Origin of the sequence: Myxococcus sp. XM-1-1-1, assembly GCF_020037095.1 — a bacterium.
Taxonomy (GTDB): Bacteria; Myxococcota; Myxococcia; order Myxococcales; family Myxococcaceae; genus Myxococcus; species Myxococcus fulvus.
The window spans coordinates 47,850-74,327 of sequence record NZ_JAIQDH010000028.1; the positions used below are offsets into that span (position 1 = coordinate 47,850).

General features: G+C 71.3%; 19 protein-coding genes. 11 read left to right on the forward strand and 8 right to left on the reverse strand.

Features of this window, described 5'->3' with window-relative positions:
* Positions 1–10: 10 nt before the first annotated feature.
* From K8640_RS36680 to K8640_RS36690, 3 genes are all read right to left on the reverse strand, one after another.
* On the reverse strand, positions 11–661 hold the full coding sequence (locus K8640_RS36680; protein WP_223751354.1) for a carbonic anhydrase: 651 nt from the start codon (positions 659–661) through the stop codon (positions 11–13).
* A 67-nt stretch (positions 662–728) separates the two neighbouring features.
* On the reverse strand, positions 729–2,207 hold the full coding sequence (locus K8640_RS36685) for a glucosyltransferase domain-containing protein (RefSeq protein WP_223751355.1): 1,479 nt from the start codon (positions 2,205–2,207) through the stop codon (positions 729–731).
* Between the two features lie 82 nt (positions 2,208–2,289).
* Positions 2,290–3,792 carry an FAD-dependent monooxygenase gene (locus K8640_RS36690; RefSeq protein ID WP_223751356.1) on the reverse strand — a complete coding sequence of 501 codons (1,503 nt, stop codon included), beginning with the start codon at positions 3,790–3,792 and terminating at the stop codon, positions 2,290–2,292.
* Between the two features lie 87 nt (positions 3,793–3,879).
* On the opposite strand from K8640_RS36690, the gene K8640_RS36695 reads away from it, so the two are divergent.
* Positions 3,880–4,512, forward strand: coding sequence for a TetR/AcrR family transcriptional regulator C-terminal domain-containing protein (locus tag K8640_RS36695; RefSeq protein ID WP_223751357.1), 633 nt, complete (start codon positions 3,880–3,882; stop codon positions 4,510–4,512).
* Positions 4,513–4,650: 138 nt separating this feature from the next.
* Positions 4,651–6,432 (forward strand): condensation domain-containing protein, encoded by a 1,782-nt coding sequence (locus tag K8640_RS36700; protein ID WP_223751358.1) that lies wholly within the window; start codon positions 4,651–4,653, stop codon positions 6,430–6,432.
* On the opposite strand, the gene K8640_RS36705 is transcribed toward K8640_RS36700, so the two are convergent.
* Both K8640_RS36705 and K8640_RS36710 read right to left on the reverse strand, forming a co-directional pair.
* Positions 6,375–8,810: an ATP-binding protein gene (locus K8640_RS36705; RefSeq protein ID WP_223751359.1), complete on the reverse strand. Its 2,436-nt coding sequence runs from the start codon at positions 8,808–8,810 to the stop codon at positions 6,375–6,377. The genes K8640_RS36700 and K8640_RS36705 overlap by 58 nt on opposite strands.
* 53 nt (positions 8,811–8,863) lie before the next feature.
* The gene (locus K8640_RS36710) at positions 8,864–9,625 is read right to left on the reverse strand and encodes an alpha/beta fold hydrolase (RefSeq protein WP_267699564.1); all 762 of its coding nucleotides are present in this window, start codon (positions 9,623–9,625) and stop codon (positions 8,864–8,866) included.
* Positions 9,626–9,994: 369 nt separating this feature from the next.
* Here K8640_RS36710 and K8640_RS36715 point away from each other — a divergent pair, with 369 nt between their 5' ends.
* A complete protein-coding gene (locus tag K8640_RS36715) occupies positions 9,995–12,712 on the forward strand; it encodes a N,N-dimethylformamidase beta subunit family domain-containing protein (RefSeq protein WP_223751361.1) in 2,718 nt (905 codons plus the stop codon).
* A gap of 18 nt (positions 12,713–12,730) precedes the next feature.
* Here K8640_RS36715 and K8640_RS36720 read toward each other — a convergent pair whose 3' ends face one another.
* Complete coding sequence (locus tag K8640_RS36720) at positions 12,731–13,552, reverse strand: alpha/beta fold hydrolase (RefSeq protein ID WP_223751362.1); 822 nt, start codon at positions 13,550–13,552, stop codon at positions 12,731–12,733.
* Between the two features lie 113 nt (positions 13,553–13,665).
* Positions 13,666–15,066 (reverse strand): tryptophanase, encoded by a 1,401-nt coding sequence (locus tag K8640_RS36725; RefSeq protein ID WP_223751363.1) that lies wholly within the window; start codon positions 15,064–15,066, stop codon positions 13,666–13,668.
* A gap of 301 nt (positions 15,067–15,367) precedes the next feature.
* Here K8640_RS36725 and K8640_RS36730 point away from each other — a divergent pair, with 301 nt between their 5' ends.
* From K8640_RS36730 to K8640_RS36765, 8 genes are read left to right on the forward strand one after another with little or no spacing between them, the layout of a single operon-like run.
* Positions 15,368–15,940 (forward strand): Na+/H+ antiporter subunit E, encoded by a 573-nt coding sequence (locus K8640_RS36730; RefSeq protein ID WP_194869425.1) that lies wholly within the window; start codon positions 15,368–15,370, stop codon positions 15,938–15,940.
* Positions 15,933–16,229, forward strand: a complete 297-nt coding sequence (locus K8640_RS36735; protein ID WP_223751364.1) for a monovalent cation/H+ antiporter complex subunit F — start codon at positions 15,933–15,935, stop codon at positions 16,227–16,229. The genes K8640_RS36730 and K8640_RS36735 overlap by 8 nt, the downstream gene beginning before the upstream one ends.
* Entirely contained in the window at positions 16,226–16,537 is a 312-nt protein-coding gene (gene mnhG, locus K8640_RS36740) for a monovalent cation/H(+) antiporter subunit G (RefSeq protein WP_223751365.1), read from the forward strand. Before K8640_RS36735 ends, mnhG begins: the two co-directional genes overlap by 4 nt.
* Positions 16,534–17,466 (forward strand): hydrogen gas-evolving membrane-bound hydrogenase subunit E, encoded by a 933-nt coding sequence (mbhE, locus tag K8640_RS36745; RefSeq protein ID WP_223751366.1) that lies wholly within the window; start codon positions 16,534–16,536, stop codon positions 17,464–17,466. The genes mnhG and mbhE overlap by 4 nt, the downstream gene beginning before the upstream one ends.
* A complete protein-coding gene (locus K8640_RS36750; protein ID WP_223751367.1) occupies positions 17,463–17,792 on the forward strand; it encodes a cation:proton antiporter subunit C in 330 nt (109 codons plus the stop codon). Before mbhE ends, K8640_RS36750 begins: the two co-directional genes overlap by 4 nt.
* Positions 17,789–19,216: a complex I subunit 5 family protein gene (locus K8640_RS36755; protein WP_223751368.1), complete on the forward strand. Its 1,428-nt coding sequence runs from the start codon at positions 17,789–17,791 to the stop codon at positions 19,214–19,216. Before K8640_RS36750 ends, K8640_RS36755 begins: the two co-directional genes overlap by 4 nt.
* A complete protein-coding gene (locus K8640_RS36760) occupies positions 19,213–20,700 on the forward strand; it encodes a proton-conducting transporter membrane subunit (protein ID WP_223751369.1) in 1,488 nt (495 codons plus the stop codon). The genes K8640_RS36755 and K8640_RS36760 overlap by 4 nt, the downstream gene beginning before the upstream one ends.
* A complete protein-coding gene (locus tag K8640_RS36765) occupies positions 20,697–22,436 on the forward strand; it encodes a complex I subunit 5 family protein (RefSeq protein WP_223751370.1) in 1,740 nt (579 codons plus the stop codon). Before K8640_RS36760 ends, K8640_RS36765 begins: the two co-directional genes overlap by 4 nt.
* 263 nt (positions 22,437–22,699) lie before the next feature.
* Here the strand turns inward: K8640_RS36765 and ileS are convergent, their stop codons facing one another.
* On the reverse strand, positions 22,700–26,446 hold the full coding sequence (ileS, locus tag K8640_RS36770; RefSeq protein ID WP_223751371.1) for an isoleucine--tRNA ligase: 3,747 nt from the start codon (positions 26,444–26,446) through the stop codon (positions 22,700–22,702).
* Positions 26,447–26,478 lie beyond the last annotated feature (32 nt).

Sequence of the window (26,478 nt, forward strand, 5' to 3'; positions counted from 1 at the left end):
CGGTCTCCCTCTAGAAGATGGAGTCCTTGTCGGTGAGGTTGTAGACCTCTTGCACGCCGCGCAGCAGCTGGGGGAAGTCCAGCTCCAGGTCCCTCAGCAGGCCGGTGCGCATGTCGAACACCCAGCCGTGCACGGTGGGGAAGCCCTTCTCCACGTACGAGCGCTGCACCGCGGCCGTCTTGATGACGCTGATGCACTGCTCGGTGACGTTGAGCTCCACCAGCCGTGCATAGCGCGCCTCGACGTCCTCGAGCGCGTCCAGCTCCGCCTTGTGCAGGCGGTAGACGTCGCGCACGTTGCGCAGCCACGGGTTGAGGATGCCCAGGTCCTTGGGCTGCATGGCGGCCCGCACGCCCCCGCAGCCGTAGTGGCCGCAGACGATGATGCGCTTCACCGACAGCTGGCGCACGGCGTAGTTGATGACCGACATCACGTTCAGGTCGACGTTGTTGATGAGGTTCGCGACGTTGCGATGGACGAAGACGTCCCCGGGCTCCACGCCCATGATTTCATTGGCGGGCACCCGGCTGTCGGAGCAGCCGATGTAGAGGTACTCGGGGCTCTGTTCCGCGGACAGTCGTTCGAAGTACTGCGGGTCGTCCTTCGTCTTGGCGGCGGACCAGCGGCGGTTGTTCTCGAAAAGCTGTTCGTAGGAGGGCACGAATCGGTGGCATCCCTCCATGGGCTCCCCCGCGTCAACGGGGAAGTGCGCTCGGAGGGTGACAGCGTCAGCGGGCGAGCTGAATGGGCCGGGAGGTGGAGGTCCGGAGCTGACGCATGTCGACCAGGATGTCGTAGGCCCGCGCCTTGGGGAGTACCGGCCCCGCGTCGAAGCGGTAGCTGGCGCGCACGTCGGGGAAGCGCTCCCGGGCCGCCAGGGCGAAGAGCTCCTTGGCCACCCACTCCGTGTCGACGGACACCGAGCCGAACTCGTCCAGGTAGCGCTGGGGCGCGGAGGAGTCCGTCTGTCGGGCGGTGAGCACGAAGACGCGCGGCGTGCGCGTGGGGACGAGCGCGGCGGCCCCCTGGCGCATCAGCTCCAGCTCCCGCAGCTGGGGCCAGGCGAACAGCTCCAGCGACTGTTGATGCGCGAGCAGTCCGCTCACCGCGACGAGCAGCGCCAGCACCGCGCCGGCCACGCGCGGCCCGTGTCGGGGCCAGTGCTCGCCCAGCTTCACCACGCCCGCGAAGAAGAACACGCTCCACACCCCCGCGAGCGCGAAGAGCGTGCGGTAGGTGGGCCAGCGCTCACCCGCGAGCAGGCTGGCGCAGTACGCGACGCCGGACAGCCCCACCAGCGCCAGGAGCCACGCGGCCACGCCCGTGCGCCCCGCGCGCCGCCACTCGACGACGAGCGTCAGCAGGAGCAGGCCCAGCGTCACGCCCACCATGGGCCAGTAGCCCCACGCGGGCGTTGTGTCCGTGTCGTCGATGGCCGTCAGCGCCAGGGCGTTGGGCAGCACCTGGGTGACGAACCACGCCGCCTTGTCCAGCAGGTGTCGCTCCAGCGCCATGCGCGGCGAGGGGGTGAACAGCCCCACCGCGAAGCTCACGCGCGTGACGACGTACGCCAGCCCCAGCCCCACGCCCAGCACGGACACGTGGCCCAGGAGCCAGCGGGCCGGAGCGCGCACGTCCTCGTGTCGCCGCGTCACCAGCACCGCCGCGAGCAGCACCGCGTAGAACGGACCACTGGCCTGGTAGATGAGCGTCGACGCCGCCAGCGCCAGCGCGCCGCCCACCAGGAGCAGCCGTCCGCGGACGCCGCCGAGCCACGCGCCAGCTGGCCCGATGGCCTGTCTCGTCAGCGCGAAGGCCCCCGCGCTCGCGAGCAGGGCCACGGCCTGCGGCCAGCAGATGCTCCAGTTGGCGACGACCTGCGCGGACGGAATCAGCGGGATGAACGCGGCCAGCAGCGCGGCGGGGACCTGCTTCCAGCCCTCGGCGCGCAAGAGCAGGTAGAGCACCACGGCGAGCAGTCCCAGTCCGAGCACCGCCAGGGCCCGCAGGCCGCGCAGCCCGTCCAGGTCCTCGGCCGCGCGCGTGGTGCGCTCCAGCATCCAGCCATACAGCGGACGGCCCATGGCGCCGCAGACGCGCAGAATCTTCCCGGGCTCCTCGCGCGCCTCGCGCAGGATGGCGTAGTCGTCCCTCAGGCCGTAGCGCAGCGAGACGGCGCTTCCGTAGACGACCCAGGGAAGCAGCAAGAGCAGGGCGGCCGTACCCCAAGCCCGGAAGAAACCTGTCGTGAAGCGTGTCCGCAGGGGAGAACCTCTGAAGGCCGACACCCTAGCAGAGTCGTATGACGCGTCTCGGTATGCGTGGAAACGAGGCCGTCCACGCCCAGGCCACATGGCCATCCGGACGCACGAGCAGTCCGTCCACGCCCCGCAGCGCGGCTGTGTCGGCGGAAGTCTCCAGCGCCAGGGCATTGACGCGGGGGCGCCAGCCAGGTGCGGGCTCCCAGTCCGAGGACGGCGCGGCGGCGGGTGTCGCGTGCAGCCACAGCCAGTGGCCGTCATGGAGGCCGGAGTAGAGCGAGCGCTGGCCTCCGTCGGCGAGTCGCAGCGTCCAGTCCGGGAGCCTGCGTCCCGTCCAGCCCGGCAGGGTGCTCGGTGAAGGCGCGGGGATGGGTGCACCAGCGAAGGCGACGTCCAGTCCGCCGAGCTGTTCGGCGAGCCGCTGGTTGATGGCGGGCAGGCGCAAGAGGCCGTTCATCAGCTCGCGCAGCGCGAGGACCTCAGGGGTGAAGCCCATGAGCGCGGACTGGGCCTGGGTGTTGCTCAGGAGCGACTGCCCCACCGGATGTCTCTCCTGGTGGTAGCTGTCCAGCAGCGTGGGCGGCGCGCCCTCGCGCAGCACGGCGGCCAGCTTCCAGCCCAGGTTCATCGCGTCCTGCAGGCCCACGTTGAGCCCCTGTCCACCGGCCGGGTAGTGCATGTGCGCCGCGTCTCCGGCGAGCAGCACGCGGCCTCGCCGGTAGTGCTCCGCCAGCCGCGTCTCGTCGCCGAAGCGCGACAGCCACCGGGGCTCCTTCATGCCGAAGTCGGAGCCGGCCACGCGCGTGAGGCTCTCACGCAGCTCCTCCAGGGACAGCGGCTCGCGCGGCGCGGTGTGCTCGCGCCGGGCGTCGGTGACGATGGCGCGGTACTGGCCCTGGCCCAGGGGCACGATGACGGCGTTGCCGCGCGCGTTGGTGAGCGCGAGGAACGGCGTGGAGGGAGGGTGCTCCAGCGTGACGTCGCCCAGCATCGACGTGCGCGTGGAGTCCGTCCCCGGAAAGCCGATGCCCGCGAGCTGTCGCACGACGCTGCGCGCGCCGTCCGCCCCCACGGCGTAGCGGGCGCGGCAGCGGAACGCCGTCCCCTGGACGCTCCCCGCGAGCACCACGCCCTCCTCGTCCTCGTGCAAGGACTCCACGACGTGGCCTCGGCGGATGTCCACGCCGAGCCCTCGCGCGTGCTCCGCCAGCAGGGCCTCGGTGAGCGCCTGGGGCAGGAACAGCGTGTAGCGGAACGTCGTGTCGAGCCCGGAGAAGTCGAGCCGCGTGTCCAGCAGGCCGAAGTGCCCGGTGGGCAGGGGACGCCCGCGCTCCACGAAGGGCGCCTCCAGCCCCCGCAGCGCCAGCACCTCCAGGGAGCGCGGATGCATCGTCAGGGCGCGTGACTCCCGCACCGGCGCCTCCCTTCGCTCCAGGACGCACACCTCCACGCCCGCGAGCGCCAGCTCGGCCGCCAGCATCAACCCGGTGGGGCCACCTCCGACGATGGCCACCTCGACGTCCAGCTCCATGACCTGCCTCCTCATCACGAATCTAACGTTGTTAGTTTTCATCTAACGGCGTTAGATTGGGCCGTCAACACGAGGTGGCACGGGCGCATGCGCATCCAGAAGGAGCAGGTGGTCCAGGCGGCGTGGGCGCTGGTGGATGAGGTGGGTGTGGAGGGGCTGACGATGCGCTCGTTGGCGCAGGCGCTCTCCATCCAGGCGCCGTCGCTCTATTGGCATTTCCCCAGCAAGCAGTCGCTGCTGGAGACGATGGCGGACGCGCTGCTGGCGGACGTGGCGGTGGAGCGCCCGACGGGGAGGAGCTGGGAGGTGGTGGTGAAGGCCGTCGCGGGGGAGCTGCGGCGCGCGTTCCTGAGCCACCGGGACGCGGCCCGGGTGTTCGCGGGCACCGTCGTCGCGACGGAGAACACCTTCCGCGTCAGCGAGTGGCTGATGGAGGCGCTGACGCAGGCGGGGCTGTCCTCCAAGGAGGCGGGGTGGACCACCTTCACGCTGCTCGACTACGTCCTCGGGTTCACCATCGAGGAGCAGTCGTTGGGCACGCGCGACGCCCAGGCGCCCCCGGCGGCCGAGCAGATGCGGGCCCTGGCCACGCCGCGCTTCCCCCACGTGGCCCGGGCGGTGGAGGCCCTGGTGGACCCCGACTTCGACGCGCGCTTCACGTTCGGCCTGGAGCTGCTCCTGGCCGGCGTGCGTGCTCGTAGACCCTCGCGCGCGCGGTGACCAGGCGACAGCAACCCTGCCCTGGGGGCGCGCCTCGCGGTGCTCCGCGTCTGCTCTTGCACGACCGGATGTCAGACTATTGGAAGCGCTCCTTGACGTCGCCCCTCCACGCATCCACCTCAGCCCTGGTGGCCGTGCGTGCGCGACGAGAAGGATGTGGTGAAGCTCCGAGCCGATGACCGAGAGGTGTCCTGGGAGCGCCCGTCGCGGCCGGGGTTGTCCGCGTCACGGCTGCCTGCTCACAATGTGACCATCGAGGGTTGGGTGGTGGAGTGGCTCGCCCTGCACTGGCAGATGCCCACGGCCTCCATCGACACCCGGCGCCCCCTGGTGGAGCAGGGCCTCGACTCGATGGGGGCGATGCGGCTCACGTACGACCTGGAGCAGTGGCTGGGGTTGCCCCTCACCCTGTCGTTCCTCTGGGAGCAGCGCACCATCGAGTCGCTGGCGCGCGCCCTGGCCTCGCCGGACACGCTGTTCTCCCTGTCGCCCGTGAGTGATGCGGGCGACGCGGCGGGGGGGCTGGCGTCGGACACCGCGCCCGCGTCCTCGGGGCAGCGGCGGCTGTGGCGGCTGATGCGTCCTGTGCCCGACAGCCCGCGCTTCCACGTCCATTTCGGGCTGCGGTTCGACGGGCCGCTGGATGTCGACTCGCTGAAGCTCGGCCTCGAGGAGCTGGTGCGTCGGCACGAGGCCCTCCGGACGACGTTCCGCGAGGGCGACGGCGCGTTGACCCAGGTCGTCTCGCCCGCGGCGCGACTGGAGCTGCCGGTCGTCGACCTGCGGGGCGGAGGTGGGGGCGCGCCGGAGGAGGCGCTGGACTCGTCCTCGTTCCGCGCGATGAACGATGCCCAGGCGCGCGCGCCCTTCGACGTGGCGTCCGGTCCGCTGATGCGCGCCGCGCTGGTCATCCTGGCGGAGCAGACCCACGTCCTGCTGGTGACGCAGCATCAGCTCATCACGGACGGGCCGTCGCTCGGGGTCTTCGGGCGGGAGCTGGCCTCGCTGTACCGCGTCTTCCAGGCCGGGGTGCCCTCGCCGCTGGCGCCTCCCGCGCGTCAGCCCGTGGACGTGGCGCGCTGGCAACATCGCTGGTCGACGAGTGACGCGGCCCGCCTGCAGCGCGAGTACTGGCGCGCGCGGCTGGAGGGCGCCCCGCCGCTCTCGCTGACGTCGCGATGGACTCGCGAGGAGGACGCGGGAGGGCAGGGCGGGCTGGTGCGCTTCGAGGTGCCCGTGGCGCTGACGGCCGCCTGGAAGTCGCTGGCGAGCACGGAGGGCGCCACGTTGTTCACGGCCCTGTCCGCGGTGTTCGCCGCGCTCTTGCGCCAGGTGTCCGGCCAGGAGGACGTGCTCGTGGGCACGGTGGTGGCCAACCGGGGACGCCGCGAGCTGCGCGACGTGGTGGGCCTGCTCTCCAACACCGTGGCGCTGCGCTGCGACCTGACGGGCAACCCGTCCTTCCGCGAGCTGCTCCGGCGCCACCGCCTGCGCACCACGGAGGACCTGGGCCACCAGGAGCTGCCCTTCGACGAGGTGGCCGCGAGCCTCCCGCACGGGCTGCAGGCCGCGTGTGTGTTCGAGAGCGCGACGGGGGTCGACCTGTCCATCCCCGGCCTGTCCTGCACGCTGCTGACGGACACGCCGGACGCATCCGTGCCCGGGCTCGCCCGCCATGCGCTGACGCTGCTGCTGCGTGAGGACCTGGCGGGGCTTCGCGGCGCCTTCGAGTACGCCTCCGCCGTCTTCCATCCCGCGGAGGTGGAGCAGCTGGCCCGGGCCTTCCGTCACCTGCTGGGGCGCATCGTCGAGGCGCCGGACGCGCGGCTGGACGAGCTGGCCCTGTCCGACGAAGCGCCGCGTCAGGCGCCGGACGGCGGGCCCGCGAGGACCTCCGGCACGGCGGACTCCAGCGCCTGACGGGCCTCTTCGAAGTCCCGTCGCGCCAGGTCCACCCACTCCTGGAGCAGCTCCAGCGGCTCGTGCGGCGCGCGCGTCTCCAGCGCCTCGCACCGGCGCGACAGCCGGGCCGCGCCGAACAGGGCCGCGCTGGAGCGCAGGCTGTGCGCGTGGCGGGTGAGCGCCGCCGCGTCGGAGATCTCCAGGGCCTGCTGGAACGAGGACAGGTGCTTGTCGGCGTTGCGCAGGAAGTCGCGCACCAGCGTGGCCAGCTCGCCCCGGTCCGGGCCGGTGAGCAGCTCCAGCTTCTGCACCGCGGAGGCGTCGAACCCGGGCGCCTCGGGCGGCGGCGCCAGCGGGAGGTCGGGCAGTCGCGCCGCGCTCTCCAGCGCCGCCATGAGCAGCGTGGCGTCCACCGGCTTCGTCACGAAGTCGTTCATCCCCGCCTGGAGACACAGGTCCTTGTCTCCCTGGATGACGCTCGCGGTCATCGCGATGATGCGGGGGCTGCCATACCGGGGAGCGTCCGCGCGGATGCGGCGCGTGGCCTCCAGGCCGTCCATCTGCGGCATGTGCACGTCCATGAAGACGACGTCGTAGCGCTCGCGCTCCAGGGCGCCCAGCGACTCCACGCCGTTGCCCGCCACGTCCGCGTCGTAGCCCAGCTTCTTGAACAGGCGCAGGCCGACCTTCTGGTTGATGGGGTTGTCCTCCACCAGGAGGATGCGCAGGGGCAGCCGCTGGCCCAGCGTGGCGTCCAGCTCCGCGGAGGCGCGGGTGGCCACCTCCTCGCCCTCGCGCAGGACGACCTCCACGCTGAAGGTGGAGCCCAGGCCCACGGTGCTGTGCACGCGGATGGTGCCGCCCATCAGCTCCGCCAGCCGCAGGCTGATGGCGAGCCCCAGGCCCGTGCCGCCGTAGTGGCGGCTGGTGGACGCGTCCACCTGGCTGAACGAGCGGAACAGCCGGTTCATCCGCTCCGCGGGGATGCCGATGCCGGTGTCCTGGATGTCGAAGCGCAGGGGCCAGCTGTCGGGCTCGAGCCCCGGCTTCAGCTCCCCGCGCGACACGCGCACGCTGACGCCGCCCTCGTGCGTGAACTTGAGCGCGTTGCCCACCAGGTTGACCAGCACCTGCCGCAGCCGCGTCTTGTCGCCCCACAGCGCGTCGCGCACGTCCGCGTCCACCGTGTGCTTCAGGTACAGGCCGCGCGAGGCCGCCTGCGGCCCCAACAGGCCCAGGCATTCCTTGAGGCTCTGGCGCAGCGAGAAGGACTGTCCGTCGAGCTCGAACGCGCCCGCTTCTATCTTGGAGAAGTCGAGCAGATCATTGATGAGCCGCAGCAGCGCCTCGCCGCTCGTGTGGATGACGTCCACGCTCTCGCGCTGCTCCTCGGTGAGCGACGTCTCTCGCAAGAGCTGCGCCATGCCCAGCACGCCGTTCATGGGTGTGCGGATCTCGTGGCTCATGTTGGCCAGGAAGCTGGACTTGGCGGTGTTGGCGGCGTCCGCCTCCGCGCGCGCGGCGTCCAGCGCCAGGTTCTTCTCCCCCATGCTGGAGAGGGCGTCCTGGGCCTCGGTGACGTCCAGCAGCGCCCACAGCCTGCCGCGCGCGGAGCCCCGGCGCGCGGGCACGCAGGAGACGGACAACGTCTGGTGTGGTGACTCGAAGCGCCAGAGCATGTCGCGCAGCTCCGGCTGGCTGCCATCGAACAGCCTCGCCATCCGCTCCTCGATTTGCGCGCGGTTGGTCGCGCGCTCTCGCAGCGAGGCCATGGCGCGCGACATCTGGTGGGCGGGCACCTGCCCCTCGGGCAGCCCGAGCATGACGGCGCCCGGCTTGTTCACCCACGTCTCGACGCGGTTGTGCTCCAGGAACACCAGCGCGCAGGGCACCGCGTCGGTGATGGCGTCCACGCGCGCGCGCAAGGTCTCCGTGGCGCTCTCCAGGTCGCTCTCCCGCGCGCAGGTGAGCAGGAGCCCCGTCAGGGCCTGGAGGCAGGCGCGCTCGGCGGGGGAGAAGCCCGTGGGGCCCTGGCGCACCAGCACGAGGCCGCCCTTGCGGTCGTCAACGGAGTGCCACGGCAGCACGGCCATGGCGCCGCGCAGCGACTCGGGGACGCCGCTCTCCAGGGGACGGGGTTCATGGAAGCGCCACGTCGAGTCCTCCGCCAGGGGGCCGCGGAAGAGCGCCTCGCCCAGGTGCGCCAGCCGAGGGCGCTGCGCGGGCGTGCCGGCCAGCTCGAACACGGTGAGCGGGTCGATGCGGCGCAGGCTGACGGCCACGTCCGCGCGGCAGGCCTGACGCACCACCTCCAGCAGCCGGGTGAGCTGGCCGCCGTCGCGCGTGCCCAGCGCTCGCACTGCGGCCACCATCAGCTCCGCCAGCGCGGGGTCCACGGTCAGGGAACCGGGAGGGGGCCCCGGTTCCGTCACTTCCGTCGAGGAAGCGCTCACGCCGCCGCGAGGGCGCTTGCCGCGAGGGCGTCCGAGATGAGCGTGTTGACCTCGTTGGGCGCGCTCAGGTGCGGCAGGTGTCCCTGGTTGGGGACGTAGCGGATGTTGCCGCTCGGCAGGCTCCTGGCCAGGTACTCGCCCACCGCGGTGGGGACGGCGAAGTCGTTGAGCGGCTGGACGACCCAGGTGGGCACCTTCAGCCGGGTCACCTGCTCGCGGTAGTCCGACTCGAAGATGATGCGAATCACGCCGACGGCGATGTCGGGGCGCAGCGCCAGCAGCGAGTCGGCGAAGCCCTTGACCATCTCCGGCGTGGCGGCGGGACCCATGGCCGCCTGCGCGAAGCCGCTGGCCCAGGCCTCGAAGTGCTGCTCGATGGTCTTGTACAGCTCGTCGACGGCCTGACGGTCGAACCCGCCCTTGAAGTCAGGCGAGTTGAGGTAGCGGGGCGAGGCGCCGATGAAGAGCATGCCCCGGAAGAACTCGGGTCGGACCAGCCCCGCGAGCACGCCAATCATGCCGCTCATCGAGTGGCCCACGTAGAACACGTTGCGCGCCTTGACCGACTCGAGCACCTCCAGCAGGTCCAGCGAGTAGCTCTCCAGGGCCGCGTAGCGATGCGGGCTGTAGTCCTCCAGGTCCGTGCCGTGCGTGCCCACGTGGTCGAACAGGACGATGCGGTGCGTGTCCTCGAAGGCGCGCACCTGGTGGTGCCACGCGCTCTGGTTGGTGCCGAAGCCGTGGGCGAAGACAATCACATCGTCGCCTCGGCCAATGACCTGCACATTGTTTCGAGTGGTGACTGACTTGGTCATGGCGCGAGTCTAGATGATGCGGGGCGCACGGGACGATGCAGCCCGCATGCTCGCAAGTCGACCACCCGACGGAACGTCACGACTCGCGCAGGCGCGCTCACGTTGCCGCACAAGGCGGCAGTGTACCGAGGGCCAGTTGACCCGCGGGAACCCCGTAGTCGCGCGGGACATGCAGGCGGGTCATGACGGACAGTCGCCGCGTCGGCCCCGGCACATCGCGTGCGAAGTCTGTCCGGGGGCGCCCACTCGCGGGCCCGGAGGGTTGAGGCGCGCGAGGCGTGCGGGGACAACGGCGCGTGGGGAGGAGCGCGCATGGGACTGTCGATGTTCCTGACGATGTGGGTGGGGCTGATGTCTGTCGCTCCAGCGGGCAGCGAGGCCCGGCTGCCCGGCAGCACGGAGTGGGCGCTCAGCCAACCGGCGACGGGCGCGCAATTGGAGGGCTACGCCAGCGCGACGAGCGTGCAGCGGGGCCAGTCCATCGACATCCACGTGCGGACCGACAGCCCGCATGCGGTGCGCTGGGAGCTGTACCGCATGGGCCACTACGGCGGCGCGGGCTCGCGGCGCATGGCGTCCGGAGGTCCCGTCACCCTCGGCCCGCAGCCCACGCCGGCGGCGGACAGGACGACGGGGCTGGTCGAGTGTCGCTGGCCGGTGAGCTTCACCGTGGCGACCCAGGCCTCGTGGCCCAGCGGGGTGTACCTGCTCAAGCTGGTGCGTGACGACGGGCCGCAGTCCTACGTCATCTTCGTGGTGCGCGCCGACGAGCGGAAGAACACGGGCGTCGTCCTGATTCCGTTCACCACGTTCCAGGCCTACAACGCCTGGGGCGGAGAGAGCCTCTACGCCACCTCCCTGGGACTGTCCGGAGGCCACGCGAAGGTCGCCTCGTTCGACCGGCCGTACCTGGATGGCAATGGCGCGGGCGAGTACTTCCATGCCTCGCACCACTTCGTGCTGTGGGCCGAGTCCAAGGGCTACGAGCTCAACTACGTCACCAACGTGGACCTGGACCGGGACCCCTCGCTGTTGCTGGGACAGAAGCTGTTCATCTCCGTGGGGCATGATGAGTACTGGTCGCGTCCGCTCAAGCAGGCGGTGGACGCGGCGCTGGCGTCGGGGGTGAACCTGGCGTTCCTGGGCAGCGACACCAGCTGCTGGCTCATCCGCCTGGAGGCGGGGCCCACGGGCACGTCGCGGCGCAGGCAGGTCTGTTACAAGGACGAGGCGCCCCAGGAGGACCCGAAGGCGGGCACGAACCTCATGACGGTGCGCTGGCGCAACGCGCGCCTGGGCGAGCCGGAGAACGGCCTGGTGGGCGTGATGTCCGACGCGTGGGGCCTCATCCCGCAGCCCTACGTGGTGCGCACGCCGGGCGCCTGGCCCTTCGCCGGCACGGGGCTCGCGCAGGGCGACTCCCTCCTCTCCGTGGTGGGCTACGAAATCGACCGCGCGTGGAGCAACGGGGCCTCGCCGCCGGGGCTCGTCGCCCTCGCCGAGTCGCCGGCCATCAGCAGCAGGGGCGAGCCCAACTGGCACACCTCCACCCTCTACACCGCGCCCTCGGGCGCGTTCGTCTTCGCCAGCGGCGGCATCTCCTGGTCCCACGGCCTGTCGCATCCACACTTCGCGGACCTGCGCGTGCAGCGCATCACCGACAACGTGCTGCGCAGGGCGGGCCTCGTGCCGCCGCTGGCGGGCGACACCTTCGGCGCGGACGACCCCAGGCCCGTGGACCGCACCGGACAGTCCGCGGGCGTGTCCACCTTCGCGGGGGCCGCGTTCCAGGAGGGGTTCGTCAACGGCCCCGCGGCGCAGGCGCGCTTGCGTCGGCCCGTGGGCGTGGCGGTGGACGCGCAGGGCAACGTGTTCGTCGCGGACACCGGCAACCACGCGGTGCGGCGCATCGCCAACGACGCGGCGCGCACCGTCACCACCATCGCGGGCACGGGCACGCCGGGGGTGGGCGAGGGGGCCGGCGCGACGACGGCGCTGCGCTCGCCGCAGTCCATCGCCATCGCCACCGACGGCACGCTCTACGTGGCGGACACGGGCAACCACCGCGTCGTCCGCATCGCCCGGGACGAGCGCTGGACGGTGAGCACCTTCGCGGGCTCGAGGGACGGACGGCAGGGCAAGGTGGACGGCGTGGGCACCGCCGCGCGCTTCCAGACACCCTCCAGCGTGACGTTCGCCGGGACGGACCTGTATGTGGCGGACACCTTCAACCACCGGCTCGCGCGCATCTCCCCGGACGGGCGGGTGAGCACGCTGATTGGCGCGCGCGGCTCGGGCAGCACCAACGGGCCCGCCAGCCAGGCGAAGCTCCACCGGCCCACGGGCGTGGCCTTCGGCGGCGGCGCGCTGTGGGTGGTGGACACGGGCAACCGCCTCATCCGCCGCGTGGCGCTGGACGCTTCCTTCACCACCTCCACCGCCGCGGGCGCCGTCACCGGTGGCTTCTCGGACGGGGCGGGCAGCGCGGCGCTGTTCCTGCCGATGCTCGGCGCGGCCTACGTCCAGGACCGGCTGCTGGTGACGGACACGGGCAACGAGCGCATCCGCGCCGTCGCCTCCGGCCGGGCGAGGACGTACGCGGGCACGGGCGCGCATGGCGCTCGGGATGGCGCGGCGGAGCAGGCCACCTTCAGCCTGCCCGCGGGCATCGCGGGCCTGCCCAACGGGGACGTGCTGGTGGTGGACCAGGGCGCGTCCACGGTGCGCAAGCTGCTCGCGCCCGCCTCGGGGGGAGGCTCGCGTCCCGTGCCGCGCATCACCGGTGGACCCTTCTCCGGGACGAGCGCGCCCTTGAACGTGTTCCTCGACGCGACGACGAGCACCGCGACGGGCGCGGGCCGCTGGATTCAGCGCTTCCGGTGGGAGCTGGGTGACGGCACCACGTCCGACGCGGCGTACCTGGAGCACCGCTACACGGGCGTGGGCCGCTACACCGTCACGCTCACCGCCACGGACGACCTGGGGGCGAGCGCCTTCGCCACGCAGGTCATCCAGGTGGGCCCGCCCTGACGACGGGCCCGTTCAGGCTCAGGACTTCAGGAAGGCGAGCAGGTCCGCGTGGAACTGCTCGCGGTGCGTCACCGTCAGGCCGTGCGGAGCGCCGGCGTAGACCTTGAGCGTGGAGCCCTTCACCAGCCGGGCCGCCGCGCGCGCCGCGCCCTCGATGGGGACGATCTGGTCGTCATCGCCGTGGATGATGAGCGTGGGGACGTCGAACTTCTTCAGGTCCTCGGTCTGGTCCGTCTCCGAGAACGCCTTGACGCAGTCGTAGGCGGGCTTGAGGCCGCACTGCATGCCGGCCAGCCAGAACGCGTCGCGCGCGCCCTGGGAGACCTTGGCGCCGGGGCGGTTGGCGCCGAAGAAGGGCGTGGTGAGGTCCTGGAAGAACTGGGAGCGGTCGGCGAGGACGCCCGCGCGGATGTTGTCGAACACCTCGATGGGCAGGCCGCCCGGGTTGCTGGCCGTCTTCGCCATGAGCGGAGGCACCGCGCCCACGAGCACCGCCTTGGCCACGCGCCGGGTGCCATGCCGGGCGATGTAGCGCGCCACCTCGCCGCCGCCGGTGGAGAAGCCCACGAGCACCGCGTTCTTGACGTCGAGCGCGTCGAGCACCGCGGCCAGGTCGTCGGCGTAGGTGTCCATGTCGTGACCGGACCACGTCTGGGTGGAGCGGCCATGGCCCCGGCGGTCGTGCGCGATGGCGCGGTAGCCGTTCGAGGCGACGAACTGGAGCTGCTCGTCCCAGCTGTCCGAGTTCAGCGGCCAGCCATGGCTGAAGACGACGGGCTGACCCGTGCCCCAGTCCTTGTAGAAGATGCGCGCTCCATCCTTCGTCGTGACGATGCTCATCGTGCCGGCTCCTTCGGGAAGTGACTTCCGCGAGAGCCACCGTAGCCAGGTGCACGGTCGCGCCCCACCCCAAGCCGAGGCGCGCCCGACTCCCCCGGATGGGGGAGGGTGTCTCAGAGCGGCGTGGGCTCCAGCCTCGCGACGAAGTGCGACAGCCCCGGCACGGGCGAGTCCTGGACCAGCTTCAGGCCGTGGCGGATGGAGGCGCGGCGCTGATGCACGGCGGCCACGCACTTCGCCACGTAGGCCATGTGGTGGTTCGTATAGGCCCGCCTCGGGATGGCGAGCCGGAACAGCTCCAGGCGCGGGAGCTTCTTCCTGCCGGTGACCGGGTCGGTGTCCTCGAACGCCAGCGCGCCGAGCCCCACGCCACGGATGGCGCCCTCGCGATACAGCTCCACGCTGAGCACGTCCGCCGGGTAGCACCGCTGGGGGATGTGCGGCAGGAACGCGCCGGCGTCGATGAAGACCGCGTGTCCGCCCACCGGGCGCAGGATGGGCACCCCCGCCTCGGTGAGCAGGTCCCCCAGGTAGCGCACCTGGGAGACGCGGTGGGCCAGGTACTCCTCGTCGACCATCTCGCGCAGCCCTATCGCCAGGGCCTCCAGGTCCCTCCCCGCGAGCCCGCCATAGCTGAGGTAGCCCTCGTGCAGGATGGTCCGGGGCGCCAGCTGGTAGTAGAGGGCCTCGGTGCGCATGGCCACCAGGCCGCCGATGTTCACCAGCGGGTCCTTCTTGCAGCTCACGGTGATGGCGTCCGCGCAGTCCATCATCCGGCGGAGGATTTGCGCGCACGTGAGGTTCCGACAGGACGCCTCGCGCTGCTGGATGAAGTACGCGTTCTCCGCCATGCGCGCGGCGTCCAGGAACAGGGGGATGCCGCGTGCGCGGGTCAGCCGCGCGCAGGCCCGCAGGTTCTCCAGGCTGACGGGCTGGCCACCGCCGGAGTTGTTGGTGACCGTCACCATGACGAGCGGAATGCGCCGCGAGTGCGGATGCTGCGCGAGGGCCGCCTCCAGCTTGCTCAGGTCGACGTTGCCCTTGAAGGGGGCGTCCACCTCCGGCTGGTAGGCCTCTTCCACCACGCAGCTGAGCGGCTGGGCCCGGGCCTGGAAGATGTGGGCCCGCGTGGTGTCGAACGGCATGTTCATGGGGATGAGGTCCCCTTCGCGGGCCAGCGAGCTGAAGACCACGTGCTCCGCGGCGCGCCCCTGGTGCATGGGCAGGAAGTGGTCGAAGCCGAGCAGCTCCTGGAGGGTCTTCTTCAACGTGTAGAAGCTGTCCGCGCCCGCGTAGGACTCGTCGCCGTTCATCAGCGCGGCCCACTGCGCCTTGCTCATGGCGCCGGTGCCGGAGTCCGTCAGCAGGTCCAGATACACGTCCCGGCTCTTGAGCTGGAACATGTTGTAGTGGCTGGCGCGCAGGGCCGTCTCGCGGGTGTCGCGCGAGGGCAGGGCGAGCGGCTCGACCATCTTGATGCGGAAGGGCTCGGGCAGGACCTGGGGCTTCGTCATCGGCGACGCTCCTCATCGAGGGGGCTGGGGACGACGAACTTGCGGCGCCGAGGTTCCGTTGCCCATTGAACCGACGGACAGTCCTCGAGGGCGATGCCCCGCAGGGCGAGCTGCTTGCGGGCCCCGGACAGAGCGCCTCCGCGCATGTCTGGAATCGAAAGGCCCCGAGCGCGCCCCTGGAGCCTCCGGGCTTCGTCGGTTATGCGCCACTGCGTCCACCAAGCGTCCGATGACGAACGTGACGAGGGACTCCGTCCGCCGCGTGCGGGGTGGCTGGCCTAGGGTCCGACGCGTGGACCCCGTGGATACTGGAGACGCGCGCGCGAGCGCGGAGGAGGGCCGGAGTCGGACGCCTCGGCTGGACGTGGGGGCCTGGAAGAGCGCGGTGGCGCGCGTGGTCTTCCTGGCGCTGACGTGGTGGGCGCTGTGTGACGGCGACCCGAGCAGCCTGACGTTCGGCCTGGTGGTGGTGGGCGTCGTGTCCGGGGTGAGCTTCGTGTTGAGTCCGCCGCGTCGCCACGCGTGGACGCTCCTGGGCGTGGCGGGCTTCGCGCTCTTCTTCCTGAAGGGCTCGGTGCACGGCGGCTTCGACGTGGCGAAGCGAGCCCTCTCGCCCAGCCTGCCCATCTCCCCCGTCTTCGTCCGCTACCCGATGCGCCTGCCCGAGGGCGCGCCCCAGACGCTGTTCCGCATCACCCTCAGCCTGATGCCCGGCACGCTGAACGCGGACGTGGAGGGCGAGGAGCTGGTGGTGCACGCGCTCGTGGACCGGGGGCAGGGCATCCATGAGGAGCTGGAGGACCTGGAGCGCCGCGTGCGCCGCCTGTTCGGCCTGGACGCGTCCGCTCCGCCGCGGGAGGGCGCCCATGCATGAGCTGCGCACGGGCCTGGCCCTCTTCCTGCTCCTGAACATCCTGGCCGGCATGGTGCGCGTCGTTCGTGGGCCCACGCTGACGGACCGCTTCATCGTGGCGCAGCTTTTCGGCACCACGGGCGTGGGCGTGCTGGTGCTGCTCGCCGGGAACGAGGGGAGCGCTCCCCTGCGGGACGTGGCCCTCATCTTCGCGTTGCTCGCGCCCGTCACGGTGGTGGCCTTCGTGCGCTTCGCGGTGGGCAGCGACGCGGAGGACGCGCGCGCTCGCGGCGAGGAGCCGCGCCGATGACCCTCCTCGACGGTGTCTCTTCGGCGTTCATGCTCGCGGGCGCGGGCTTCTGTCTGGCGGGCACGGTGGGCGTGCTGCGCTTCCCGGACGTGTACTGTCGGCTGCACGCGCTCACCAAGGTGGACAACCTGGGGCTGGGCCTGGTGGTGGTGGGCCTGGCGCTCCAGTCGGGCTCGTGGGCCACGGCGCTCAAGCTGTTCCTGGTCTGGCTGTTCGTCCTCGTCGCCAGCGCCTTCACGTGTCAGCTCATCGCCCGCGCGGCGCTGCGGCGGGGCACGCCCGCCTGGACTGGACGGCGGGAGTCATGATGGACGGGCTGCTCGACGCGAGCCTCGCCATCTGTCTGCCCCTCCTGGCCTGGCTGGTGCTCAGGACGGAGGCGCTGTCGCAGGCGGTGGTGCTCTTCGTGGCCTTCGGCCTGTTCTCCGCGCTGGGCTGGGCGCGGCTGGACGCTCCGGACATCGCGCTGGTGGAGGCCGCGGTGGGCACGGGCCTGACGGGCGCGCTGCTGATGCACACGCTGAGCTGGACGGAGGAGGACTCCTCGGACGTGCGCGCCCGCGCGCGGCGCAGGCCCTGGGCGCTGTTGTGCACGGTGGCGCTGGCGGCGCCGCTGGGCTGGGCGGTGCTCGCGCTGCCCGCCGACAGCCGGGGCCTGGGGCCGCTCATCGCCGCGCGCCAGGGGGACAGCGGCGTGGAGCACCCCGTCACCGCGGTGCTCTTGAACTTCCGGGGCTACGACACGCTGCTGGAAATCGCGGTGCTGCTGGTGGCCGCGCTGGGCGCGCGCGCGGTGAACCCGCGCAGCGAGCGGCCGGACAAGGAGGCGATGGAGGACCCGCTGACGGGGGAGCTGTTCCGGATGATGACGCCCGCGCTGCTGCTGGTGGCGGGCTACCTGGTCTGGGTGGGCGACCACGGTCCGGGCGGAGCCTTCCAGGCGGGCGCCATCCTCGCGGGCGGCGGGGTGGTGGCCATCCTCACCGCGCGCATGGGCACGCCGCGCATGTCGTCCCCCCGGGTGCGCTGGGCGCTGCTCACCGGGCCGTTGATGTTCATCCTGGTGGCGGTGGCGCCGCTCGTCTCCGGAGGGCGGCTGCTCGAGTACCCCCAGAAGTACGCGGGCACGCTCATCTTCGTCGTGGAGGCGGCGCTGACGGTCTCCATCGCCATGGTGCTGTTGATGTTCTTCCCCGGGACGCGGCCGCCCCGGGCGCTGCCGGAGGAGACGCCGTGAGCCCGTGGGCCGTCTATGCGCTTTCGGGCGTGGCGATGTTCAGCGTGGGGTTGGTGGGGCTCTTCTCCCATCAGCACGTGGTGAAGCGCATCCTCGCGGCGAACATCGCGGGCTCCGGCGTGCTGCTGGTGCTGGTGGCGCTCGCGCGGCGGGTGCCCACGGGCGTGCCGGACCCGGTGCCGCACGCGCTGGTGCTCACGGGCATCGTGGTGTCGGTGAGCGCCACGGCGCTCGCGGTGGCGCTGGCGCGGCGCATGGCGCGGCTGCAGGCCGAGCAGTCCCACACCCCGGAGCGGGAGCCCGTCTCCGATGGGGAGCTCTCATGACGGGAGCCTCGGCCTTGATGGCGTGGCCCGTCGTCATCCCTCTGCTGGGCGCGGTGCTGGCGCTGCTGGTGGGACGGCCCGCGGTGCGCCTCATCTCGGGCGTGACGTCGGTGGCCACGCTCAGCGCGTCCGCCGTGCTGGCGTGGGAGGTGGCGCACCGGGGTGTGCTGCGCCAGAGCATCGGCGGCTGGGGCGTGCCGCTGGGCATCGAGTGGCGGGCGGACGGGCTCGCCGTGCTGATGCTGCTCACCATCGCCCTGGTGGGCTCGCTCACCAGCGTCCACGCGCTGGACCACCTGCCGGACCGGGAGGACCGGGAGTTCCTGCCGCTGTGGCTGCTGGTCTGGTGCGCGCTCAACGCGCTGGTGCTGTCGGCGGACGCCTTCAACCTCTACGTCACGCTGGAGCTGACCACGCTGGGCGCCGTGGCGCTCATCGCGGTGCGGCGGGATTCGCCGGGGCTGGACGGAGGGCTGCGCTACCTGCTCTTCGCGCTGCCGGGCTCGCTCTGCTACCTGCTGGGCATCGCGCTGCTGTATGGGGCCTATGCGGCGCTGGACGTGGGGCTGCTCGCCGAGCGCGTCCAGCCCGGGCCGGTGACGTGGGTGGCGGCGGCGCTGGTCACGGTGGGGCTGTGCCTCAAGACGCCGCTGTTCCCGCTGCACGTGTGGCTGCCGCCGACGTACGCGGGCGCGCCCACGCCGGTGACGGCGCTGTTGTCCGCGCTCATCTCCAAGGGCTCCTACTACGTGCTGTTCCGGCTGTGGATGGAGGTCTTCGCGCCGGTGATGGACGCCCAGGTGGCGCAGCTGCTCGGGCTGTTGGGCGCGGCCGCCGTCATCTGGGGCTCGTTGCTGGCGCTGCTCCAGTCGCAGCTCAAGCGCGTGGTCGCGTACTCGAGCGTCGCGCAGATCGGCTACCTGTTCCTGGTCTTCCCCATGGCGACGGAGGACGCGAGGGCGGGGGCCATCTACCTGGTCGTCTCGCACGCGGCGGCCAAGGCCTCCATGTTCGTGGCGGTGGGCAACATCCACCAGGCGGTGGGCATCACCACGCTGGGCGGAGTGCAGGGCCTGGCGGGGCGGATGCCGTTCACCTTCCTGGCGCTCGGCCTGGGAGGCATCAGCCTGATTGGCATTCCCCCGAGCGGGGGCTTCATCGCGAAGTGGCTGCTGCTCAACGCGTCCATCTCCACGGGCCAGTGGTGGTGGGGCGTGGTGCTGCTGGTGGGCAGCCTCCAGGCGGCGGCGTACGTCTTCCGCATCCTCCGGGGCTCGTTCCTGCCGCTGCCCGAGGGCGTCACGGTGCGCGCCATCCCGCTGGGCAACGAGCTGGCGCCGTTCGCGCTGGCGCTCATCGCGCTGGTGCTGGGGCTGGTGCCCTGGTTCCCGTTGGGGCTGCTGGCGGTGGGGGCGGCGCGATGAACACCTGGCTGCCCATGTGCGTGCTCTTGAGCTCGCTGTTGCCGGGGCTCATCATCTTCCTGCTCTCCGAGGAGGCGCGGCGCACGCGCACGGTGCTCAACCTGACGGCCGCGGCGACGAAGCTGCTGCTCACGGCGGCCATGGCCTGGGGCGTGTTCCAGGGGCGTCAGTACGAGTCGCGCGTGACCTTCTTCCCCAACGCGGACCTGGTGCTCAGGGCGGACTCGTTCAGCCTGCTCTTCATCACGCTGTCCGCGGTGCTGTGGTTCGTGACCACCATCTACGCGGTGGGCTACCTGGAGGGCACCGGGCACCGCAGCCGCTTCTTCGGCTTCTTCTCGCTGTGCGTCGCCTCGACCATGGGCATCGCCCTGGCGGGCAACCTCCTGACGTTCTTCCTCTTCTACGAGATGCTCACGCTGTCCACGTATCCGCTGGTCATCCACCGCGGGACGAAGGAGGCGCTGCGCGCGGGCAACGTGTACCTGCGCTACACGCTCAGCGGCGCCACGCTGCTCCTGGCGGGCGTGGTGCTGCTCTACACGCTGGCGGGCTCGGTGGAGTTCACCGAGCGGGGGGCGCTGTCGGCCGTGGCGGGCCACCGCGCGGAATTGACGGTGGCCTTCGCGCTGCTCATCGGCGGGCTCGCGGTGAAGGCGGCGCTGGTGCCGTTCCATGGCTGGCTGCCGGTGGCGATGGTGGCGCCCGCCCCGGTGAGCGCGCTGCTCCACGCTGTCGCGGTGGTGAAGGCGGGGGCGTTCGGCATCACCCGCGTCATCTACGACGTGTATGGCGTCTACCTGGTGCACGACCTGGGGGTGACCCGTCCGTTGGCCGTCGTCGCGGCCATCACCATCCTCTACGGTTCGCTGAAGGCGCTCCAGCAGGGGGACTTGAAGAAGCGGCTGGCCTACTCGACGGTGAGCCAGGTGGCGTACATCGTGGCGGGCATCTCCATCTTCGGCACGGTGTCGACGATTGGAGGGCTGGTGCACCTGGTGCATCAGGGGGTGATGAAAATCACCCTGTTCTTCTGCGCGGGGAACTACGCGGAGGAGCTGCACCTGCACCGGGTGAAGGAGCTGCGTGGGGTGGGGCGGCGGATGCCGCTGACGACGGCGGCCTTCACCATCGCCGCGCTGGGGATGATTGGGATTCCGCCCGTCGCGGGCTTCATCACCAAGTGGTACCTGGGCATCGGCGCGCTGGAGGCGGACGAGTCGTGGCTGGTGGTGGTGCTGCTCTTGAGCAGCCTGCTCAACGCGGGCTACTTCCTGCCCATCGTCTACTCGGCGTGGTTCCAGGCGCCGCGTGAGGACTGGACGCCGAGCCCGCGTCCCCACGGGTGGGAGATTGGCTGGGCGCTGCTGTTCCCGACGGTGGTGACGGCGGCGCTGTCGGTGGCCGCCGGGCTGTTCGCGGGCGCGGAGCTCAGTCCCCTGGGCTGGACGCGGCTCATCACGGACCGGGAGTTCCGGCCATGAGCGGCTGGGAGGAGGTGCCCTCGCTGCTGGTCATGGCGACGTTGGGCGTGCCGCTCTTGCTCACGGTGGCGGTGCTGCTGCCGGCGACGCGCAAGGGGGGCGTCCTGCTGGCGCCGTGGGCGGCGCTGCCGACGGTGGTGCTGGGCTTGAGCGCCGGGGCGACGGTGTATTGGCCGCACGTGCTGTTGGGCATGCGGCTGTACGCGCCGGACGAGGTGACGCGGACGTACCTGCTCTTCACCGGCGTGTTGTGGCTGTTCTCCGGGCTCTTCGCGCGAGGGTATCTGCGCGAGGACGGGCGGAAGGCCTCGTTCTGGGGCTTCTACCTGGCGACGCTGGTGGGGAACGTGGGCGCGGTGCTCGCGCGGGACATGGCGAGCTTCTACCTGTTCTTCGCGATGATGACCTTCTGCGCGTATGGGCTCGTGGTCCATTCGCGGGACGAGCGCGCGGCGCGGGCGGGGCGCGTGTACATCATCATGGCGTTGGTGGGCGAGGTGCTGCTGCTCGCGGCCTTCTTCCTCATCGCGGGCACGCGCATCAACCTGACGTTCGACGAGGTGCCGCGCGTGGTGGCGCAGTCGCCCGAGCGCGCGCTCATCTGCGTCCTGATTCTCGCGGGCTTCGGCGTGAAGGTGGGCGTGCTGCTCTTGCACATGTGGCTGCCCCTGGCGCATCCGGTGGCGCCCGCGCCGGGCAGCGCGGTGCTCAGCGGCACCATCATCAAGGTGGGCGTGCTGGGCTGGCTGCGCTTCCTGCCGCTGGGCGAGGCGAGCGTGCCCCAGGTGGGCCAGGTGCTCGTGGTCCTGGGCCTGGCGGCGAGCTTCTACGGCGTGCTGGTGGGGCTGACGCAGAGGGAGGCGAAGACGGTGCTCGCCTATTCGAGCATCAGCCAGATGGGGTTCTTGACGCTCGCGGTGGGGCTGGCGTTGGGCGCACCGGAGGCGGCGCCGGTGTTGGTGGGCGCGGTGCTCGTGTATGCGACGCACCACTCCCTGGCGAAGGGGTTGTTGTTCCTGGGCGCGGGGCTGGTGCACGAGACGGGGCGCCGGGGCTGGCGCGCGGTGGTGGTGTGGGTGGGGCTGGTGTGGGCCGGGCTGGAGATCGCCGGAGCGCCGCTGACGAGCGGGGCGTTGGCGAAGTTGTCGTTGAAGTCGGCGGAGGCGGTGGCGCACGCGCCGGAGGTGGTGCCGACGCTGTTGTCGCTGGCGGCGGTGGGCAGCACGCTCATCATGGCGCGCTTCCTGGTGACGGTGCTCCCCGATGCGCCCGAGCAGGGGACTCGCGCCACCGGAGGGATGTGGTTGTCGTGGGTGCTGCTGCTCGTCGTGGACACGGTGCTGCTGGTAGGGCCGCCGGTGGGCTCGGAGTTCCTGCCCAAGCTCCTGGAGCCGAAGAATCTGCTGTCCGCGGCCTGGCCCGTGGCGCTGGGTGTGGCCGTGAGCGTCGTGGCGTGGCGCATGGGCCGGAGCGTGCCGGAGATACCGGCGGGGGACGTGCTGTGGCCCTTGTCGCGGCGGGTGCTCCCCGGGTGGCGACTCTTGACGCGAGGGGCGGAGCGCGAGGACTCGAAGCCGAGTGAGTTGACGGTGCGCACGCTGCGCGGGTTCGAGCGGGTGCGGGACCTCTTCCTCCGCGCGGTGGGTCGCGGGGAGGAGGGGCTGAGCCGGCTGAGCCACGTGGGCTTCCTGCTGCTGGTGTTCCTGGGCGTCTTCCTGTTCCTGCTGGTGCGCTGAGGCTGCGCGGGCTCGCGAGGACGTCGCCGGTTCACAAGGGCTTCGCGCCGGTGTCGACCTTGCTCTCGCGCCGCGATGAGGGGCCGGCGGAGCCATGCGCGCTTCGCGCGGATGTTGCTCCTGCCCTCGCGCCAGGGCCTGGTGTCGCTGAGCCCGCGAGCTTCGTGAGGGTGGGCCCGGGGCGTGCCTGGCGCCCGCGCGCTCGCGCGAAATAGCGCACCCCGGGGCGCGGCCCGCGTGTCGAGCACGCGGGCCGGTGAGGCTCAGCCGCGCTGGACGCGCAGGCGGGCCGGCAGGCCGTTGAGGCTGACCTCCTCCTCCTGCCCGGTGAAGCCCTCGGGCCCCACGTGGATGGCGGAGGCGAGCGTCTCCCGCGCAATCAACGCGCGGCCCTCGTCCGTCACGCGCTTCACGCGCGCATCACCGTCCACCCAGAGCTGGATGGTGTCCGTGTAGCCCAGCTCCAAATCCTTGCGAGCCCCCTGCACCCGCGCGAGCAGCTCGCGCACGAGCCCCTCGTCGACGAGCGCCTCGGTGAGCTGCGTGTGGAGCACCACCACGCCCGCGCCGGTGCCCGCCGCCGCGAAGCCGGGGTTGGCCTCCACGAGCGTCTCCAGCTCCTCGCCGGTGAACACCAGCTTCTCGCCGCCCAGCTCCAGCGCCACCTGCCCCGTCTGGAGCAGCTCGCGGTGCAGCGCGCGCCCGTCGCCCGTGTCGAAAGCCTTGCGCACCGGCGCCAGCTTGGGCCCGAGCCGCCCGCCCACCGCGCGCAGGTTCGGCCGCACCCGGAAGCGCACCACGTCCGCGTCCGGGCTGCCCGGCTCCACGAAGCGCACCTCGTGCACGTTCAGCTCGTCCGCGAGCAAATCCTTGTACGCGGCCAGCCGCTGCGTCAGCTCCTTGCGCGCGAGGATGATGTCCGCGCGCGCCAGCGGCTGGCGCACCTTGAGCTTGTTGTCCGTGCGCACCTTGAGGCCCGGCGACACCAGCTCGCGCACCGCCGCCATGTCCGCGGCCAGCTCCGCGTCGATGAGGCTCGCGTCCGCCTTGGGGAAGTCCGCCAGGTGCACGCTCTCCGGCTGCGTCGCGGGCCAGGGCTTGCGCACCAGGTTGCCCCACATCTCGTCGGCGAAGAACGGGATGAACGGCGCGGAGATGGCGGCGATGGTGGTCAGCGCCTCGTACAGCGTGAAGTAAGCGTCCTGCTTGTCCTGCTCCAGGCCGGCCGTCCAGTACCGGTCCCGGCTGCGGCGCAGGAACCAGTTGGACAGGCCGTCCACCAGCGCCACCAGCCGCTGGGCCGCGTCGTACACCTGATAGGTGTCCAGCGCCTTCTCCACGTCGCGCAGCGCCAGCTGCACCTCGGAGAGGATCCACCGGTCCAGGAGCGGGCGCTGCTTCACCTCGCGCCAGCCCTGGCTCTGCTTCACCGCCTCCCACGGCGCCGCCTTGGCGTCCGGGTTGCCCTTCGCCGGGTTGAAGCCGTCGATGTTCGAGTAGATGGTGAAGAACGAGTAGACGTTGCGCAGCTTGATTTGAAAGTCCTTCTGCAACAGCCGCACGTTCGCCAGCGAGTGGCGCGTGTTGGACCACGTGGGGCTCGCCGCGTAGAAGAACCAGCGGAACGCGTCCGCGCCGGGGGCCTTGGCGTTGGGGTCCTTCACGGTGACGCGCTCGGAGGCCGCGAGCCTCGGCACCTCCACCGGCATCACGCCCGCGCCCTTGGCGGACGGCGCCACGCCCAGCTTCTCGTGCTCCGCGGGCCCGAGCAGCACCACGCGGCGCTTGAGCTTCTTGTGCGCCTTCACCGTCACGGTGACAAAGACGTCCGGCCGGTCCGGGCGGAACACCTGCACCTTGGCGCCCTCCACCAGGTCCAGGCCCTCCAGGTCCTCGCGCGCGATGAGCGCCACGCCCGGCTCACCCGGCATGCCCGCCTCGGCGGCGGTGAGCACCGCGAAGTCCATGCGCACTTCGTCGAGGATGATTTCGGGCGGCGTGTAGTTGCCCTTGGACTTGGACTCCTTGCGGCCCTCCTTGTCGGAGACGTGGCCCAGCACGATGCAGCTCTTGTACGGGTGCGGCCACTCCCGCTGGGGCACGAGGCCCAGGCGCGCCTGCGTCTCCTCGTCGAAGACCAGCGTGCTCACCATGAGCAGGGAGTAGAACCACCCGCGCGTCTGGTCGATGGCCTCGGAGATGAAGTCCGCCGGGAAGGCGCGGTTGAAGATGGCGTGCGAGCCCTCCGCATGCGGGAAGCCCCACTGCGCGAAGGGCATGCAGCCCGAGTCGAACCACACGTCCACCACCTCGGGCACGCGCACGAAGCGGCCCGGGGTGCCCGGCTTCTCGTACGTCACCTTGTCAATCCAGGGCTTGTGGACGATGAGGTGGCGCGCGTTGGCCTCGTGCGGCTTGTTCTTGAGGAACGCGGCGAGCTCCGACTCCACGGCGCCCAGGTTGCTGCCGGGCTTCTGGCGCAGCGCCTCGAGCGAGGGTACCGCCTCCACCTCGCCCGTCTCCGAGTGGACCCACAAAGGCAGCGGCGTGCCCCAGTAGCGCTCGCGCGACAGGGCCCAGTCGACGTTGTTGGCCAGGAAGTCGCCGAAGCGGCCTTCCTTGATGTGCTCGGGCACCCAGTTGACGGCGCGGTTGTTGGCGATGGCGCGGTCCTTCACCGCCGTGGTGCGGATGTACCAGGCGGGGCGGGCGAACTGGATGAGCGGGTCGTCATCCGCGCGCCAGCAGAACGGGTACTCGTGCTTGTACTGCTCGGTGACGAGCAACAGGCCCCGCTCCTTGAGGTTGCGCTGGATGTCCTTGTCCGCGTCCTTCACGAACTTGCCGGTGACGAGCGGCACGTCCTCGGAGAACGTGCCGTCCGGCTTCACCGCGCAGAACAGCTCCATCGCGTGCGGCTGGGCGAAGCGCTCGCGGTCCTTGCGGAAGGCGTCGTAGTCGTCCTCGCCGAAGGCCGGGGCGATGTGGACGATGCCCGTGCCGCTCGACAGCGTGACGAAGTCGGCGGCCAGCACGCGCCAGGCGCGCACGTCGTCGCCGCCGTCTCGCAGCGCCAGCCGCGTGTCCCCCTCCTTGGAGAAGTACACGTCGAAGGGCGGCAGGTAGCGCTGGCCCACCAGCGCGCGGCCCGGCTGCGTGTCGAGGACAGGCAGGTCCTTCTTGAGCTTCTTGGCCAGCTCCTCGCGCAGCGCGGCGGCGACGATGAGCTTGCGGTCGCCCGCGTCCACGGTGACGTAGTCGACGCCCGCGTTGACGGCCGCGTACATGTTGGACGGCAGCGTCCAGGGCGTGGTCGTCCAGACGAGCAGCGAGGTGTCCGGCGCGTCGCGCAGCGGGAAGGCGACGTAGACGCTCGGGTCGTCCACCGTCTTGTAGCCCAGGCCCACCTCGGCCGAGCTCAGCGCGGTGCCGCCCTGCGGCCACCACCAGACCACCTTGTGGCCCTGGTACAGCAGGCCCTTCTGGTGCAGCTCCGCCAGCGCCCACCAGACGCTCTCCACGAAGGGGCGGTGGTAGGTGACATAGGCCTGGTTCAGGTCCACCCAGAAGCCGATGCGCTCGGTGAGCCGCTCCCACTCGGAGGTGTAGCGGAAGACGGACTCGATGCAGCGCTCGGTGAAGGGCTCCACGCCATAGCGCTCGATTTCCGCCTTGCCGTGGATGCGCAGCTCCTTCTCCACCTCCACCTCCACGGGCAGGCCGTGGGTGTCCCAGCCCGCCTTGCGAGGCACGTAGTGGCCGCGCATCGTCTGGTAGCGGGGGAACAAATCCTTGATGACGCGGGTGAGGACGTGGCCGTTGTGGGGCAGGCCGTTGGCGGTGGGCGGGCCCTCGTAGAAGACGAAGCTCTTGGCCCCTTCGCGCGCCTCGAGCGAGCGCTCGAAGATGCGACGGTCCTTCCAGAAGGCGAGGATGCGGCGTTCCTCGGCCGGGAAGTCCATCTCCGCGGGTACGGCGTCGAACAGGGCGGGGGGCGCTGACTCAGGCATGGTGGGTGCTTGATAGCACCCGGAGCGAGGGA